Annotated in this window: 11 protein-coding genes; 1 reads left to right on the top strand and 10 read right to left on the bottom strand. The window is 60.0% G+C overall.

Translation table 11 applies throughout. The features are described from left to right. Nucleotides 1-85 precede the first annotated feature (85 nt). Nucleotides 86-1,837 carry a gamma-glutamyltransferase gene (gene ggt, locus ACVK00_RS09640; RefSeq protein WP_284891429.1) on the bottom strand — a complete coding sequence of 584 codons (1,752 nt, stop codon included), beginning with the start codon at nucleotides 1,835-1,837 and terminating at the stop codon, nucleotides 86-88. A gap of 366 nt (nucleotides 1,838-2,203) precedes the next feature. On the opposite strand from ggt, the gene ACVK00_RS09635 reads away from it, so the two are divergent. Next, nucleotides 2,204-3,082, top strand: a complete 879-nt coding sequence (locus tag ACVK00_RS09635; protein WP_284891430.1) for a MurR/RpiR family transcriptional regulator — start codon at nucleotides 2,204-2,206, stop codon at nucleotides 3,080-3,082. A 120-nt stretch (nucleotides 3,083-3,202) separates the two neighbouring features. Here the strand turns inward: ACVK00_RS09635 and tssJ are convergent, their stop codons facing one another. From tssJ to ACVK00_RS09590, 9 genes are all read right to left on the bottom strand, one after another. Then, a complete protein-coding gene (gene tssJ, locus ACVK00_RS09630) occupies nucleotides 3,203-3,712 on the bottom strand; it encodes a type VI secretion system lipoprotein TssJ (RefSeq protein WP_354123277.1) in 510 nt (169 codons plus the stop codon). A gap of 17 nt (nucleotides 3,713-3,729) precedes the next feature. Further along, a complete protein-coding gene (gene tssF, locus ACVK00_RS09625; protein WP_284891432.1) occupies nucleotides 3,730-5,580 on the bottom strand; it encodes a type VI secretion system baseplate subunit TssF in 1,851 nt (616 codons plus the stop codon). Then, a complete protein-coding gene (locus ACVK00_RS09620) occupies nucleotides 5,577-9,119 on the bottom strand; it encodes an ImcF-related family protein (RefSeq protein ID WP_284891433.1) in 3,543 nt (1,180 codons plus the stop codon). The genes tssF and ACVK00_RS09620 overlap by 4 nt, the downstream gene beginning before the upstream one ends. Further along, the gene (locus tag ACVK00_RS09615) at nucleotides 9,085-10,416 is read right to left on the bottom strand and encodes a hypothetical protein (RefSeq protein ID WP_228908071.1); all 1,332 of its coding nucleotides are present in this window, start codon (nucleotides 10,414-10,416) and stop codon (nucleotides 9,085-9,087) included. Before ACVK00_RS09615 ends, ACVK00_RS09620 begins: the two co-directional genes overlap by 35 nt. Then, a complete protein-coding gene (locus ACVK00_RS09610) occupies nucleotides 10,416-10,676 on the bottom strand; it encodes a PAAR domain-containing protein (protein WP_228908072.1) in 261 nt (86 codons plus the stop codon). The genes ACVK00_RS09615 and ACVK00_RS09610 overlap by 1 nt, the downstream gene beginning before the upstream one ends. Before the next feature lie 149 nt (nucleotides 10,677-10,825). Then, nucleotides 10,826-11,494: a hypothetical protein gene (locus ACVK00_RS09605; protein ID WP_354123276.1), complete on the bottom strand. Its 669-nt coding sequence runs from the start codon at nucleotides 11,492-11,494 to the stop codon at nucleotides 10,826-10,828. A gap of 422 nt (nucleotides 11,495-11,916) precedes the next feature. After that, nucleotides 11,917-12,381, bottom strand: a complete 465-nt coding sequence (locus tag ACVK00_RS09600; RefSeq protein ID WP_354123275.1) for a hypothetical protein — start codon at nucleotides 12,379-12,381, stop codon at nucleotides 11,917-11,919. Nucleotides 12,382-12,384: 3 nt separating this feature from the next. Beyond that, nucleotides 12,385-14,733: a M23 family metallopeptidase gene (locus ACVK00_RS09595; RefSeq protein ID WP_228908075.1), complete on the bottom strand. Its 2,349-nt coding sequence runs from the start codon at nucleotides 14,731-14,733 to the stop codon at nucleotides 12,385-12,387. 5 nt (nucleotides 14,734-14,738) lie between these two features. After that, nucleotides 14,739-17,090 (bottom strand): type VI secretion system Vgr family protein, encoded by a 2,352-nt coding sequence (locus tag ACVK00_RS09590; RefSeq protein ID WP_456826945.1) that lies wholly within the window; start codon nucleotides 17,088-17,090, stop codon nucleotides 14,739-14,741. Nucleotides 17,091-17,505: the final 415 nt, after the last annotated feature.

Here is a 17,505-nt window from a genome sequence, read left to right as displayed (position 1 = left end):
CGCTGCCCCGGCGCTCGCGCGATGGCGAACGCCGGTTGCAACCGTTCAGCGTGATGCGATCAAATCGGATCGGGTCAGTACCCGATCAGTATCCGATCGCCGATCCGGCCGGGCGGCGCGGATCGTTGACGCCGTAGATGTAGCCGACGCGCACGTTGCCGGATACCGACGAGTCGTTACCCGAACTCTGGCGGCTCGCCGCTTCGGTGCCGGGCAGGCCGACCATGATCAGCTCGGCGGCGCCCCACGGCGTCTGCTCGACCATCTTGTAGCCCATCTTGTGCAGGATCGCGAGCGTGTCGGGCGACAGGCCGCGGGTCTCGTAATAGACCTCGTCCGGCAGCCATTGATGATGGACGCGCGGCGCACCGACCGCATCCTGCGGCGTCATCCCGTAGTCGATCACGTTCAGCACGGTCTGCAGCGTGATCGTGATGATGCGCGAGCCGCCCGGCGAACCGACCACCATGAACACCTTGCCGTCCTTCTTCACGATCGTCGGCGCCATCGACGACAGCGGGCGCTTGCCCGGTGCGATCGAGTTACGCGTGCCCTGCACGAGGCCGAACAGGTTCTGCGCGCCGACCTTCACGGTGAAGTCGTCCATCTCGTCGTTCAGGAAGAAACCCGTGCCCGGTGCGATCACCACGGCGCCGAAGCGGCCGTTGACGGTGTACGTGGTCGACACCGCGTTGCCGTCGTGGTCGATGATCGAATAGTGGGTCGTCTCCGGCTTCTCGTGCACGCCGACGCCCGGCTGCACGTCGACCGACGCCGTCGCCGTCTCGCCGCTGATCTGCTTGCGGATCTCGGCCGCATACTGCTTGCTCGTCAGCTTCGCGACGGGATTGTCGATGAAGTTCGGGTCGCCCAGCAGCGTGTTGCGATCCTCGTATGCATGGCGCATCGCCTCGGTCATGTAGTGGACCACCGAAGCCGACTGGTAGCCCATCTTGCGCAGGTCATAGCCTTCGAGGACGTTCAGCGTCTCGCACATCGTCACGCCGCCCGAGCTCGGCGGCGGCGCCGACACGAACTCGTAGCCGCGATACGTACAGGTCAGCGGCGCGATGTCCTGCGCGCGATACGACGCGAAATCGGCTGCCGTGATGAGGCCGCCGCCGCGCTTCGCGGCCGCTTCGACGATCTTCGGGATCTCGCCGTGATAGAACGCCTCGGGGCCCTGCTCCGCGATGTGCTCGAGCGTGCGCGCCAGGTCCTTCTGCACCAGGCGGTCGCCCGGCTGCAGCGGCGTGCCGTCCGGGCGCAGGAAGATGCGCGCGGCTTCCGGATCCTTCTTGAAGCGCTCGATCGTCGTGTCGAGGATGTCGGTGTCGCCGCGCGTCAGCACGAAGCCGTCGCGCGCGAGCCGGATCGCCGGCTCCATCACCTGCTTGCGCGTCAGCTTGCCGTACTTGCGCTGCGCGAGGTCGAGACCCGCGACCGTGCCCGGCACGCCGACCGCGCGATAGCCGTACAGGCTGTCGTCCGGAATGACGTTGCCCTGCGCATCGAGATACATGTTCGCCGATGCCGCGGCCGGCGCCGTCTCGCGGAAGTTGATGAACCGGTCGCGGCCGTCGGCCAGGTGCACGGTCATGAAGCCGCCGCCGCCGATGTTGCCGCAGCACGGATTGGTCACGGCCTGCGCGTAGCCGACCGCCACGGCGGCGTCCACCGCGTTGCCGCCTTTCTTCAGGATGTCGACGCCGATCTGCGACGCGAAATGCTGCGACGACACGACCATGCCGTTCTTCGCTTCCACAGCGGGTTCCGAAGCGGCGAGCGCGCACGCGCTCATGGCCGACAACAGGGTGAGTACTACAAGCCGCCTCATGACGGAATCCTCCAGACGAATAACCGGGCCATGCCGGGATGCGCGACCGGCCGCGAGGGCTGACCAACGCTACTGATCCGGCATGTAATGAACAATACATTCCGGCGAGGCCGCGATCATATCACCGGGGTTTTTATTCAAAAAACTAGGGTTATCACTGAACTATTCCGCTATATCTGACGTGTTCGCAGTCGCTTCGGATGTTTGTTTTATTACACATGTGAATGATCAGAGCGGAGGCGATGCGGCCCTCTAGTGTGGAGTCGCATACGGCCCGCGGGCCGTCGATGGGCTAACATGCATGGAGTCGCCGGCAGACACAGGTCTGCCGTTTGTCATTCAGATACGAGCAAGCCGGAGTGCCCGATGGGGACAAGCATCAGGGCGTTGCTGCTATCCCAGATGGATAGCTTCACGCCGTCGGAACAGAAGGTCGCGCATGCGCTGCTGGATCGCTATCCGAGCCTCGGTCTCGGGCCGATCGCGAGCTTCGCGAAGCAAGCCGAAGTCAGCGACCCGACCGTGTTTCGCTTCGTCGTGCGGATCGGCTTTCCGAACTACTCGTCGTTCCAGCAGGCGTTGCACGACGAGATCGACACCGCGATGAATTCGCCGCTCGCGCGGATGGACGCGTTCCACTCGGAATCGGGAATGCGCGACAGTAATTCGGCGATCTTCCAGCGGCTCTCGCAAGCGCTCGCCACGACGATCGACGAGCTCGACGCGGCGGCGTTCGACGAAGCGGTGACGCTGCTGGCCGATCCGGATCTCCGCGTGTTCTGCGGCGGCGGGCGTTACACCGCGCCGCTCGCGTCGCTGTTTTCCTTCACGCTCGCGTATGCGCGCCCGCATGTGCAGTACGTCGAGCCGAACGTGAATCTCGCGTCGGTCACGCTGACGGACATGGGGCCCGCCGACGTGCTGGTCATTTTCGATTTTCGCCGCTATCAGAAGGACAGCATCCGGTTCGCGCAGGCTGCGCACCGGCTCGGCGTGCGGGTGCTGCTGATTACCGACGAATGGCGCTCGCCGATCAGTGCGTTCGCCGAGATCGTGCTGCGGATCCAGGGACGCCCGTTCGCGATGCTGCAGACGAACGTGCCCGCGCTCGCGCTTGCCGAAGCGCTGGTGATCGGCGTGACGAACCGGCTTCCCGAACTGGCGCGGCAGCGGATGGAGAAAATCGAGCGGCTGAGTACGGGTGGGATCGAGCGGGATGCGAGTCAATGGGATTTGCCGGAGTGACGGTCGATCGTCATTCGGGCATGAGCTTCAGCTATTGAGGTCGTCGGGCTTGCGACTTGAATCGAAAAACAAAATCCGGACGTTCAATGTGCGGCTCATTCCATCCTCGCGGTACCCTGTTCATGGCATCAGTTCCATTCGGTTGCCCGTTACGACCAGCTTGATGGGATCTGCCTTCTTCCATTGCGACTTCGGAATCACGAGTTGCCACTCGGCACCCGCCTGATCACGAAAGAACCCCGCGACACCCACTGCTTGCACGTCGTCGGCCATTGGCGCGGAAAGTTTCACCGTGGCGTCAGGCGCAAGCGTGGTCTCCAGACTGCCGAGCAGATCGGCACTCAGTAACGCTCTGTCATCATCGAGCAGCTGGCTGTAAGCTGCCTTCTCGAAGACCTTCGCATCCTTCAACTGGTAGACGCGCATCACAACCGGTAACGATTGCCCTAGCTCGTTCGGGTTGAGTGCGGAACGGCTTTCGATCACGAGATTCATCTGCTTGACCTTCGCGACGAAAATCGCGCGCGTCATGTCGGCGGTCGTCGTCTTCACCGATTGCCACATGCCACAGCCAGACAACAATGCTGCTGTCAGCGCGGCGACGCTCACCAATCGAATGCTTCGCATCATCCGATTTATTCGCAGTGTCACAACCAGTCTCCCGTTTTGATCGTGCATGGATAGCGCCGGATCGGACCGGCCACGCCTTCATACAGAACGAGCCGTACCGCAAAATGGAAGCACGCGTAGCGGCCTATGAAGCGGCTGAGTACGTCGCCGAACAGGGCGACGTCACCCGGTCCGGCAAAACCCGCCGGCTCGATACCCACGTTCACATTCACAATGCGGTCGACACGCGCACCGCCCAGTTCCGTTTCCTCGTCGAGCCAAACGTAATGAATCGCCTCGACACGTCGCCGGTTTTCGTCCTGTCGCGTCCAGTCGTACAACGACAGTGCGCCGCGCAGCACATTCGCGTCCATCATGTTCAGTTCCGTTGTGCCGGCCCCATTGAAGTGAGAGATCACCCGCCAGCCATAGTCCCCACCGCGCGGAGGGTACAGCGGCATCGTCGGGGCCGTCAGATTGCACACGCGTTCGACACCGTTAAAAGTCGAAACAGGCGTGGCAATCATCGATTCCCGCAGCGCCATACGCGGCAAGCGCCCATTGTTTGCCAACACCCGAACCGTTACGTGCCCGTCCGGCAAGCTGCCGGGTTCATCCCACACCTGCCCGCCTAACGTCACGATCATCTCGCGCTGGCCCGTCACGCCCTGCCGAATCGATGCGTGGTAGTGCCGATCCGGCGACTCGTGTCGGATCATCCCGCCTCGGTGCCGGAATTCCTTGATCGACTGATAGGTGTATTGCCTGGCGGTGCGCGGATCGGTCGCCACGACCGACAGTACGTCGTAGGGTTCGACGTGCGCGCCGGCCGACGCCGGGGCGCGCACCGGATAGTCGCGGTCGTGTACGTTGGGTCGGATTGCCTGCGCGTCCAGTTCGAACAGATTGATCATCGGCGTGCAGAACAGCCGGATGTTGTCTGCGCCGAACGTGGCGTCACCGGGTATCCGGTCTCGGATCACGATATCGAATTCAAGACGCGTTTCGCCCGGTGGCACACTTGCCGCGTCGAAACCGCACAAGTCGACGAAGTGGAACTTCTCGGGAAACGCGAAATATTCGAGCATCGTCTGCTCGCGCTCGAGACCGGCGTCGCGCGCATCGAGATCGATCGGCCACAGTCGCGCCTGCGCGCCAAAGCCTGCCGCCTCGACAGTCATCGCCGGCCGCGGTTGTAGCTGGCCGTCGAGTATGCGCGGCATGCGCACGCCGATCGACTCGACCTGGCGCGTGAAAACCGCGTAGAGCGCCGATGCAGTCGGCCGGTCGCCATGCAGGTATAGCCGGATACGCGACAGGTCGTCCAGCAACCGCTGCTCGCGGTGCAGCAGGTCAAACGCCAGCCGGATCACCGTACGACCGTCCTCGCGCATGCACGCACCCGCCTCGCGCACGTGGAGCGGCAACAGACGTACCGCCTGAGTGGTCCGATAAACACATATCGTCCCGTCCGGTCCCACCGGTGTCGAATGGACCTGCAACCCGGACGGCAGGATGTCGAGAATCCGCGCCTCGCCGGTGCGGGGCACGCACTCGAGGATTGCTAGCGACGGAATCGTGCGACCTGCATGTGGCCACAGGTGATCGAGCAATGGATCGGTGATTTCCGGCAGCGCGTCGTCGAGCTTCATTCGCAGCCGGCTCGTGAGGAACGCGAAACCTTCGTAGGTCTGCTCGACACTGTCGTGGCGCACGCCGGGCAACGTCATTCCCACACGGCGCGCACCTTGCGGCTGGGCCTTCGCAAATTCCCTCCCCGCGTCGCGCAGGTAACGCATCTCCGCATCGAAGTAGCGCAGGTACGGGTCGTCTTCCGCACCGAAACCGAGCCCCTCAGGCCTCGTCGGTTCGTTTTTGTCTTCACTCATGGTTGGATATCCGGCGGCAGCGGCGGCAGGAGCGGCATCGTCGACGCGACGCCCGCCTTGCCGACGACGAATATGCGATCAGGCATGCGGAACCCGCGTAGCTTCAACAGATCGATCGGCCCAGCACCCATCTGTGCACGCAACACGTACGACAGCGGTTCGTCGTTCCCGGCATTCCAAGTGAGCCGATAGCGCGTGCTGTCAAGCTGCTTGATGTCCGCCTTGCTCAGCAGACGGAGGAACGCCCAATCTCCAGTTGAATCGAACGCCTGCCGCAGGCCCGCGTCGAGCGTTTGCCATGTCAGCCCCGCGTGCCCGTTCAGGCCATTGCCGGGCCACGCCAAGGGCATCCAGCGCTCCTGCTGATTGAAATAGACGATTTGCGTGCCGTCGATCGACAGTTCAGAGCGCGTCACTTTCGGCGTCGGCAGCGCCATCATTTCGAACTTCTCCCGCGCGTCGCCCTGCACGTAGAGCTGCGCGCCAACCGTCGACAGCTGCCGGATGGCGCTCAGGAATTTCGGGTCGAACTGCAACGCCTGCGGTGCTAGCTCGTTTGGCGTCCAATGGTCGCCCTCGGGTTTCATCACACCGGCCAGCTGGGTCGTGACGAAGCGCGAAATCAAACCTGTATCGGGTCGTACATAGCGTCCAAGTTCCGCGAAGGACGCATCGGCCTGCGTATCGAAGAACGGATAGCGGCCGCTCATCGCCGCGTTGAACGGCGCGGCAATACTGGCTCGCCATGCCTCATTCAGGCTGGCTGCGACCGGTTGCAGAATCGTCTGCCATGCCGCCTCGAGCGGCTGCGCAAACACCGCATTGCCGAACCCCGCCCACGCCGTACCCAGGCTTGCTGCCGTGAGTGCCGCGTCATCGCGAGCTTGAGACAATTCCGACAGCTTGCCTTGAAACACTGCCTGCGCAAGCGAGCGCGCCATTGCCTGCGCGTCACGACTGCTCGCGATCTGTTGCAGCTTCAGCCGCATCATCGTGACCGCCGTCAGGTAACGCGACAGGCTTACTCCGCTCAGCGCGATGTCGGCCGGCGTGTTGTGCTTCCCGTTTGCAGCGGCAGGTGAAGCGCTTGTGTCGCCCATCAGCACCAGCAGTGGACCGAACGACTTGTCGAGCGGGTGGACAACGGCCGCCACCGCCTGCTCGTCCGTCCCGATCAAGTTTTGCGCCGTTCTCACCAGCGTGTCAGCCAGCGCCTGCGACGGCCGCCCCGCCTGCGCCTGATATTGCACGGATTTCATCAGCGCGATCAGCGGTGAAGTCTGTGCATCCGCCAGCCGAGAAAGCTGCTCGACCGCGCCATTGAGATTGGACGCCGGTTGCCACTGCATGCTGTTGAGCATGCGCTGCCATGCAGCCGCGTACTCGTCAAAATACCGTGCCTTCAGTCGCTGCTTCAGTTCCTCGGCTGCATGTTTCTCGTCTACGATCGCCTTCGTTTGGATCGTGCCCTGCGCGAGCGTGTTGCCGATTGTCTGCTGCGACTGCGTGCCCGTCAGCACCCAATCGCCGCTGACTTCGCGCTCGCCGGAGACCTTGTCGATCGCCGCGGCGATCATGCCGTCCCACGCCGCGCGCGTATAAATCCCCGGCACAGTCTGCGACGCGATGAACATCCCGCGCGCATCGGCGCCATTCAGGAGCGTTTCGAGCGACGCGTCTGCGTATTTGTTTTTGACGTCGTCGAGGATGCGTTGATACACGGTGTCGTCAGCCGACGCGAGCCCCATTTGCGTGATCAGCATGTTGCGAGTCGCTGTCACGACGCGGTCGTCCGTCGCAATTCGCCATTCGGGATGTGCTTTCAGGTGATCGGCGTAAAACCCTGCGAGCCGTCGACCGGTATCGTCACGCTCACCCAGCGGCATCTCCACGGGGCGCGACCACAGCGCGGCGAGCAAGCGCTTCAGAAACGCTGGATCGGCGCGCGACGGATCGCCGAGCATCAGGTAGGTCTTGAGCGCATTGTAGGTACTGCCCCGCGCGTCCTGCGATTGAAGGCTGTCGGCACGTGCCTGATCCGCGACCTGCAGCAGCTTGCCGATCGTTTGCACGACGGGCGTCTGCAAGTTGCGGGTCGCTGCGATTCGGTAAGATTGCCAGAGGCCGCCGAGGATATCGTCATTGCGCGACAGGCCGGCCCGCAGGTACCACGGTACGCCATGCTGCTGCCGGTATTCGAGCTTTTCCATCAACTGTTGAAGCGCCAGTTGCGCGCGCCAGGCGGCGGCCGTCTGCGGCCGCGCGTCGACCGCAGCGCTCGCCGCCACCTGCGCTGCGCGCATGAGTCGCTGGTTGCCGATGAACGACACGGTCATCCATGCGCACCACGCCATCGTCGCAACGATCAAGCACATCGCCAGCGTGTTGCGCCAGTAAAATCCCACGCGCCGTCCAATGCATTGCCGGCTGGCGATTGCGCGCCATGTGGGCAGCAGTGCGGCGGGTTGCGGCGTGAACTCGATCGGCACGTTCGGAACAGTCGCGCTCCCGTCCGCGTCGATCGGCGCCGGCGTCGGTATCGGCACGGCTGTCGCAAATACGGGTGCGAACATCACGCCCGCCAGCGGTGCGCGCAGCCAGCGCGAAGCAAGAAGCGCTTGCCACCCGGTGACGATGTGTTCGTACTGCTTTCCGATGTATTGCGAGATTTCGGCCGGATAGGTGATGCGCGTGGGCTCGGTACAAAGGCGAACGCCCGCCTCCGCCGTATCACGCTCGAGCGCGGCAAGCTGATCGGCCAACGCGAGCGCAGTCTGCCCGGTCTTGTACACCGGCCCCGGAAATGCGCCGATCGCCTCGAATGTTTCGAGTCGATCGCTCTGTGTGGGCACTGCGTGCAGGAGCGTGACCGGCGCGGCCCAGCCGAGGTCGGCGGCAATCGCGGCGAGTACGCGGGGCAGTTCAGTATCGTGCTCGTCCACGTGCGTGACATGCACAACGCTGTCGACCGGCCGCCCGTGCCGGAGCTCACGGATTTGTCGGCGCCACGCGCCCGCGTCGATACCGTCAGGTGCCGCATGCACGAGGATCGCGTTGTCCACGGACATCGCACCCGCACGCTTCAGGCTCGGTGCGACTTGGTCGATCAACGTGTCCGCACCGCACACCATCAGCCACGGTGACCGGTATCGCCAGCGCCAACCCTGCGACGCACGTAGTTCCTCGACCATGCGCTGCAGCCGGGCGTCGTGTTTCAACGGCTTCTGCGGGTTCATCGTTTCACCGATATCCCTGCGATACAACTGTCCTGCAATGGCGTATGCACCGATAAAAAACAAGCAGAGATGTATGGCGACGAAGACGATCAGGGCGATGACGATGGCGATCACGACTTGCATACGCGCCACACCGGGCGCGAGATCGAACAGGTCGCCGCGGCGCCATACGAGGCCAATCGCGAACGCCGCGGCGATCAGCGCCGCCACCACCACGCCCCAGAGCGCGAGGCGTCCGGAGGGCGCAGACTCCACCGCGGGCGCCGAGTCAAGCGGTCTCAAGGTCAGTTTCGGATCGGTCATGCTGAGCGTGTCCAGGCAACGAAGATTCCTTCCCGTGTGGACCGGGAAGCACGTGAATGACGGCGGACTGCACGCCATCGATGATCAATTGCGGCGCGTCCCCGGCACCACATTCGACAGCGGCTGCGACGGACAGCCAACCGCTCGCATTGCCGAAATCGCCGACGATGTAGGCGAGATCACATTGGGCGTCGCTGGTCGCAAGCGCCTCCAGGTTCGCGATGCGCAACCCCTGATTGCAACGCCTGACGGCACGCGTGACCCAGGCACGCGTCACCGCTTCGAAATCCGCCCTGCCCCAAATCACGGCATTCGCGAAACCGTGCTCGATCTCGTCGGCCTTGCCTTCGACGGGTCGATGCAGACTCGCCATTACTGGCACACCTTCCGGTAGACGGTAGAAGCCGGCATCGAGCAGCATCGCGACACATCCCTCCGTGCTGCCGGTCGGAGGCTGCTTTTCATGCCAGACCGTTGCGATCATGAGCAGCGGGCATGCCTCGCGGGCATCGAGCCACGCGTCCGCCACCAGCAGTCCGTGTGAAGCCGGTGTGGGCAGTACAGTAAGGGGCGGCAGACCAGCCAATTGCAGCGCGTCGTGCACCTCTTGCTCGCGCACGGCTTCTTCGCCGGGCTCCGCCAGTACGCGCACTTTCGGCCAGTGGGCGGCTTCATAGTGCGTGAGCGCGTGCAGGCTCCCGGCGAGCGGTTCAAGCGCTTCGGCAATTTTGCGTGCGAGCTCGGTAACGGGACGCTTTGGCGGCGCCTCTGCTACGGCACCGCTCTCTTCAGTCGGATCGGCCATGTCGGCTTCGTAGGCTTCGTCGGATACTTCCAACGGATCATCGAAGCGGCAATGCTCGATGACACCCGCGCCAGAACGTGGCTGCTGCTGTCGCGGCAAACGCACACCCGCATGAATCGTCTGTGCAAGCGTCTGATCGTTCAAGGGCAAGCAATAGCCGACACCAAGGATCCGAAGCGGCTGCTGTGCCACACGGATGCGCTCCGCCAGCCATCGGTCGCGATGGAGGTTGCGGTGGTATGCGCGGTACCACATGGCCTCGTAGCGAGCGCGCTCGATTGCGAAGAGAAAGCCGAAAAGCCCGTTCGGAATACCGACGACACAAAACCAGAACCATGGGCTGCCGGCCCGCTCACCCTTCGGCCACGTCAGCAGCACAATCGCCGCGCCGAACACCGCCCAGGCCAGCCAGATGCAGAACCACCACGGCCAGAAGCGTGGACGGCTCGGATAGGCGCTCGGGCATCCCGCTTGAGAGAGGTCGACGGGCATTATTCGAAGTGGACGTTCGGTAGTGACGAGATCAACCGACAGCCACATGCGCAGCGATGGCCATCCAGCGCGAATGGCTTGTTGTCGCGATCGGGAAACTTGTTGGCACCGTCGTCGATGACGGTCGGGCCATGCAGATTGCAAGTCGCCTCGTCGCCCTTCCGGGCAAGCAGCCTGCCCATGAATATCGTCCATGGTGAGCCACTGGTGACTTCGCCACCGTGTTCGAGTTTGTCGCCTTGGCGGATGGGAGATTTCATATATTGACTATTAACGGAAGCATGAATTATTTAGGCTTGCTGCATCTCATCCAATTCGCATTCCGCCCCCACACTTTTCGATGAACGATTTACAGATTACAGACAAATAGAGAACACATATTACTAGCCGTTGACTCTGATTTTCAAGTTTACTTTATACGCACACTTTGTACGATTTGCACGAGCCTGTTGATCAATGGGATCGCCTGCGCGTAGGACTCAGGCGTTGAATCCTGTGGAATTGAAAGTGGTGGATCACCGTTTGGATTGCTTGAAAGAATTACATAGCCAAATGACGTATGACGGATTACATATAATGCGACCCACCATTTTTTCGGCCCATCAGAAAAGGTATCCAGATACCGCCGCACACCGAATACCGTGATGCCATCCGGCCGCTCAATGGTTCCATCCAATGTGTTCGATATTGACTGCTCAAGACTAAATCCGAAGCTGCTTTTCGACTGATAGGGGCGAAGCCGCCAACGCTTCCGATCGTCAAGGCGAAAACCGTAGTAGGTAAGCAAGGCCTTTTCCATACAAGCGTTATACTCAGCGTTGCCGCTACAAAAATGGACACTTGGAAGAGTAAAATCATCGTTTCGACGTATTGTGATTGCGATCCTGCTGTTAAGCCAATTTCCCCATGAGTCTGTTGCACCTAAAAACGGGGTTCGATTACCAGCAGACAGGAGCGCAACGCAATTACCTTTACTCCAGCGTGTTTCGGATGACCTACTAAACGAGTTATTATAAGACAACAACACGTCATCATCTTCGTTATCAAAAACGAATGCACTACAGTCGTTATAGGCCATATCATTATCCGATCCGGCGAACGATTCGTCAGCCGCTGTAATGCACATCCCGAACAAGAAGATCTCAACAACCAAGGCCATCACACGTGGGAGGCGACATTGAAACCACTTTCCCCCATTACATTCAGACGAAGATACCATGACCTTCGCTTCCGGCACCATGCTCATTATCACCCTCACAAAGGAAATATGGCTTCGGGGTTGAAGATAGTAACCACAGTGCAAGCGGCGATTTTTCTTGGCTTCCGCACGCACTTTCCATCGTGAATTATTCACACAATCAATAACAAATCAAATATATCAAAAGACTCTGCAAGATCAGAAATGCAACAATCCCATCCACCAAAAAAGTACGCCTTGGGATTAATATTGCCACCCCAATTTTATATATAATTTACTCGAGCACTCAAATATGAAGCCAATCATCTTTCAATTTTCAATCTGGTAACACATTTCTTAGGAATATTCCGCTCCCAATAAGTACTAACCAGATAACGCCCTCTTTCGTCAATCTTAAGATTGACGAATCCATCCCCGCACGCCGGAAATCTCTCCACAAATTCATTTGATGATGGAGAAAATGTGAAAACCCTATTAATCTCATACACCCCCATCCCATCGTCCACATGAGATACTAAAAAGCCCAACCTACCACTAAAATCATAACTACCAATTTTTATATTCAATGACTTCCCCGTATCAATATTGACTCTCCCCTCCCTAACGCCTCCTTCTCCGGATAACCCCCAAAATAAATCCGAACCCCGAATCTTCACTTCAGCCACAACCCCTGGAGATGGGACGAAAGTTTTTGAAATATCAGCAGCGCACGCAATAAACGATACAGCGAACGCGGCCACCGCCACCAACACTCTGACACCCCTCATAGATCACTCCGGCCGAAGCATATTCGCCAAAACCGCCTTTTTAGGATGAGGCGGAGTAACCAACACCACTCCATCGACTTCACCCCCATCTCCCACGGCACGCATTATAAATACCGAGTAAGCCAGCCTTTCGTAATACCCATTCCCACCACCGTTAACGAGTCGATTCACAAAATCTACGCTAGAAGCCGAAAAATCCGTATCAACAACTCTATTGATATTCAATTCTCGACGAAAATATTTCGATACCCAATAGAAGCCGCCGGAGTCACACGCATGGTCAGCACTCTCCGCTACGATATCCGGGTCGTAACGCGGCGACCAAAGCATCAAGTGTCCACCGTCGCTCGGGTTCGCCGTGTAGTGCTGTGAGGTCGCCGTGATTCGGTGATGCGAGCCAGGCAATCGCTCAACGTAAGAGCTGGTAGTGTTATCAGGGATAACTCGATACTTTCCATACGCCTCAAAGTTACCCGCCCAGGTAAGTTGCATAATCCCGCGACCATAAAATGGGCCATAGTATTTCGTCGCCGGGTTTGCCGTCGAATATTTGCCAAAGCCCCATTCATGCATAACGCGCCTTATACCACCAAGATCGCGCCACTGGGCCGTCTCCAACAACACTTGCGCCAAAAACAAGGCAACCCTCTTCGAGTCACTCCCTATATACTTCCTAAGGCAATTGTTTAGCGCCGTCACATGGCTTTGGACACGTTGACGCGCAATTTCCAGCGTCACCCTATAAATATCGTTATCGATTTCAATCGCCCTCCGAGGACTACCTCGTTCCGTATAGAACGGAAAGCGAGGGAACGTAGCAGCTATTTCGTCTTTGGTTAGCCATCCGCACTTCCTGAAGTGCCGAATAAATTCCAGCGGATGAAAAAACCACAGCTTCTCCCCTGCCGGAAGCCCCGTTTTGTCCCAAAACTGAACCTCCTTCAGATACTTGAGGAAATCCTTATAACCCTTCTCATTACCGTGGTAGAAGCCGCCCTCATCGAGCAGTCGCGCATAGCGTCCCTCGTTGTTTGTACTATCCCACTCACTCGGCGCGTGACAGACAAGGCCGCGCAACTGCCGCCGTATCTGGGCATTACCTTTTACATACGCCGACAGTACTCGCGTCTTGTGAGCTTCCGCCGTCTCCCCTGCCACCGCTGGTACGTCGTGCGGAGCAGCATCGTTCAGGATTTTCCTCAGCGCCTCAACATCGCACAGTTCGTCGCTGCTGAACGGCGTATTTCCCTCACTGACTTTCTGCCAGCCCATACAAGACAGGAAGTCCGCATCAGAGAACTTGTGGATGCCGGAGTCATTGATATCGATGTAACCAACCTTGTCTGCCGCCCAATTGACCTTCATCCACGTGGCGCGCGCATTGGCCGCCAGCGTCTGGGACGGCGACAGGATGCGACCAAAGCGCAGCAGCTCGTAGCCGTCGCTTGGGCATGACGAATAAAGCGCCGTCGCACGCTTGTACAGATCGTATTCGTAGTCCTTTTCCTCGACGGGTTGCGGCGTGAGCAGCGTGCGAGTGCCGTCTTGCGTCAGGCTCCAGACGTTGGTGTATTTCGAGCCGACGCTGAAGTAGCTCTCAACGAGCAACGGCAGCGTGTTCGAGCCCTCTTGACCTGGCTTGAATTCGATTCCGTGCAACTTGTTGCGGGCATCGGCCTTCTCAGGCAGACGACGAAACGTGCTGCCTGCCGGAATGACGAAATACGCATGCCCCCACCAGTCCGTTCCAGCAGGCGGGGTGGGCGTGCCCTTATCCAATTGCGTACACCCGAAATAAGCGTCGAAATCCGCCGGCAACATGAAGATTTCGAAGTGCAAATGCGGCATGCCCTCATATTCGCCACGCCACCCCAACACGTCCTTGCGCCGGACCTTCTTGCCCTCCCCCGAGACCGCCGGCGTCACCTGCCCCTTGTTCACCGAACCAGTAGGCAGGCGCAGGAACTCAGGCATTTCCTTGGCATTCGCCCGGTGCTGCTGGTATTCGGCTAGCGGCAGCAGATGCATGTACAGCGAATAGAAGGTCAGCGAGCGGCCTTCTCCGGTCTCGGTCGTATGCTTGAGCAACACAAAACCCGTGTGGCTCACGCCGCCGTCAACTCCATGCTGACAGACGCGATAGGCAACGACCTCGCCGTCGGCAATCGCGTGCACCTTGCCCTTCGTATCGGGCTGAAGATGCACACCGCAATGCCAGCGCCGATCAAAGGCAATCGGATAGACGCCGTGATCACATTCGAACCTGTCGACCGCATCCATCATCGGATCGGGGTTCGTCCCGGTCGGGGCTGCGAGACCGGCTTCGGGCAGAAACGGGGGGCTGATAATCATGGTCGTTACTGTGTGTGGCTGTACTTGGCACTGGGCTGGTATTCGCTCACCGGCAGTTGCGGCAAGCTGATGGACGTATTGCCCGGCCCTTCGAACTTGAACGAGGCCGCCCTGATACGGAATTCACCCGGACAGTCGAAGACGACATTGCCGTTCTCGATGGTCATTGACGCGCCGCCGCTGGTCACCATCGCCCTTGTCTTGGCATTCACGAGCACATTCGCGTTGGCGCTCGACACGTGCAATTGCTCGTCGGAAAAGAGATCCATTGCAGCGCCTTGTGCCTGCAACTCGATTCTCCCTTTCGAGAAAATCTTGATGCCGAGCTTGTGCGCGCACAGCGAGATCAGTTCACCCGCCACCATGCGCAGGCGCCTGACGACGCTCACGTCCATATCCCGGCCCGCGGTGACGATCACGTTCTCGCCAGCCGAGTGCTGCGCCGATTTCGGTGTCACGAACGCCATGCCGCCGGGGGCACTGGCAAGCAACCCCGCGTCGCGAAGCTGATTCAGGCCGTCGAGCAGCGCCGCCTGCGTCGCGCGATCCGCAGGCGCGGCCTTCATCTGCGATGTCGTGGCCGCAAGTTCCGTTACGCGCTCCAATGCTGCCTTGAGCTGCGCGACAGCGGCAGGCATATCGAGGTGCGGAATCTCGGACCCGCCACCTGCATCCGCCGAGACGAACAACCCCTTCGGTGCACGTACCGAACCCCAGTGCTGCGTGGTCAGTTCGAAACCCTCGCCGCGCTTGTTCTTCGCGCGGTCGACCAGATTGCCCATGTTGAGCGACGACTGCCCGAAGACCGTCGCCAGCCGGATGCCTTCGTGGTCTTTCAGATCTTCGAAGCGCAGCTTGTTGCCGAGCAACGGAGAGCGGAACACGGCGCGGCTATACCAGCCCTCCTTGCCGTGCACGAGGTCCCGACGCGCATGGTCATGCAGCGCCCCCGCGATCAGCAAGCGATCGCAATTTCCTTGCGTCGCGACGACGCGTACTTCCGACCGCGGCAGCAGCGGGATGTGCAGGCCGCCCTGATACGAGGCGGACGTACGCAGCAGGCGCAACGGCATGCTGTTCGTTCCGCGCTTGCCGCTGTGCCGGCTGAACAGGAGCCTGACGCGATAACGGCCGTATTCATCCATCCACGCGTAGGGCTCGTCATCGCCTGACTCGACCACACCGATCAGCATGCCGGCGACCCACCGCCAATGCTTTTCAGGAACATATTCCGGCCGGTAAGTCTGATGCGCGGGGATCGCTTCGAAGGTGTTGATGACTGACCGGCTGCGGTCGCCGGTCGTGACGAGCTTCGTGATCACCATCCCGTGTGGCGCCTCCGGCACCACGTCATTGACAATCCGTACCACCATCCCGGGCGTCATGCCAATGACGTTGCTCGTACCCGTGAGCCGCATTTGCCGTGTGAGCAGTTCATCGCACCGTGCGTCAGCCAGCGCCTGCCCTTCTTCGACCGAATGAAAATGCTCGATGCTGCGATTCACGCTCCCATACACCGAGCGGTCATCGTCGGCCACGACCGCTTCGACCTGCAGTGGGTCGTCGGGTACGCGATAGTCGTGATCCCATTCACGCACCTTCTGCGGTACCAGCGCGCGCGTGGCTTCCAGCGTCAGAATCGCCTCGTGCCAGTTCACCAGACCGGAATGCGGCAGCAATGGCACCTCGAGCGCTCGCATATAGCCGCGCGGCGTGTTGCCGAACACCAATGTGTCGCGTTGCGGGCCGTCCTCTTTCCTGGCCTGCTTGAAGTAGTAATAGACGCCCGCGCGTCGGCAATGCCGATCGATAAAGTTCGCGACCGTTTCTTCGTACATCACGGTTTGTTCGAACTTCCCGTCGAGCCCTTCCAGCTCAAACTCGACATCGAAGGACTGGAACAGGTTTCGATCGACGATCGCGTCAGTCAGCAGCTCACGCAGCGACCTGTCCAGAAATACGGCCGAATCGTGCACCTCGTCGAGCAGCGAGAGACGCGGCTTCAGGTGTAGTCGATAGGTCGCTTCGTCGCGAGACGTTTCGACTCGAGTCCATTGCGTTACGACGCCATGCACGGTACGCGCCGCATGCCGAACCGGATCGATCATGCCGGCCATCGACGGCACGGTTGCGTGTTCCTCGATCGTGAAAATCGCCGGCCGACCGACAATCGCCGCACCATCGATCCGTTTGTCCACTGAGGTCACTGTGATGTCCGCGAGGAACGGCGTATTCATTTGCTCGGTCAGGACGAACGACAAAACGGAGATCGGTGCATCCAGCGTCGCGATCTCCAGATGCAGAGGTTGGGTAACGACCGAACCGGGGTGTTTCAGCACATCCTGAATGGTTAGCATGGCTGCTGTTGAACGAGAGGTTATATACCGGCACGTTCGTCCATTCATGCATTCGGGGACGCAGTGCCACTACGCTCTCGCCAGTGAAACATATGATCACGAGAATGAACACACAGCCCCACGCCTGATAAGCCGTTTATTTTTAAGATATACCCGACTCCACAGGTGGCGAATTTGATTAAAGCTATTTTTATTTTTCTCCCCTGGACTACCTCAACACCGCTCCTCTCAAGACTCCGATAAAGCCGAATCCCGGAGGGGGTGACGGGCCCGCAAGCCCTTGCCCCATAGGTGCACGCCAGCCACGCTCCTGTGCCCTTTCCCATCGTGGAAAATCACACCCGGAAATTAGCGTTCGTGAGCACTCGAAAAACACTCAACAAAGCATCATCGAAACTCACGCACTTCCGTACAG

It is taken from the genome of Burkholderia sp. PvR073, from assembly GCF_054055695.1.
The sequence above is the reverse complement of the archived record's forward strand: the minus strand, read 5'-3'. Positions and strand labels throughout refer to the sequence as shown.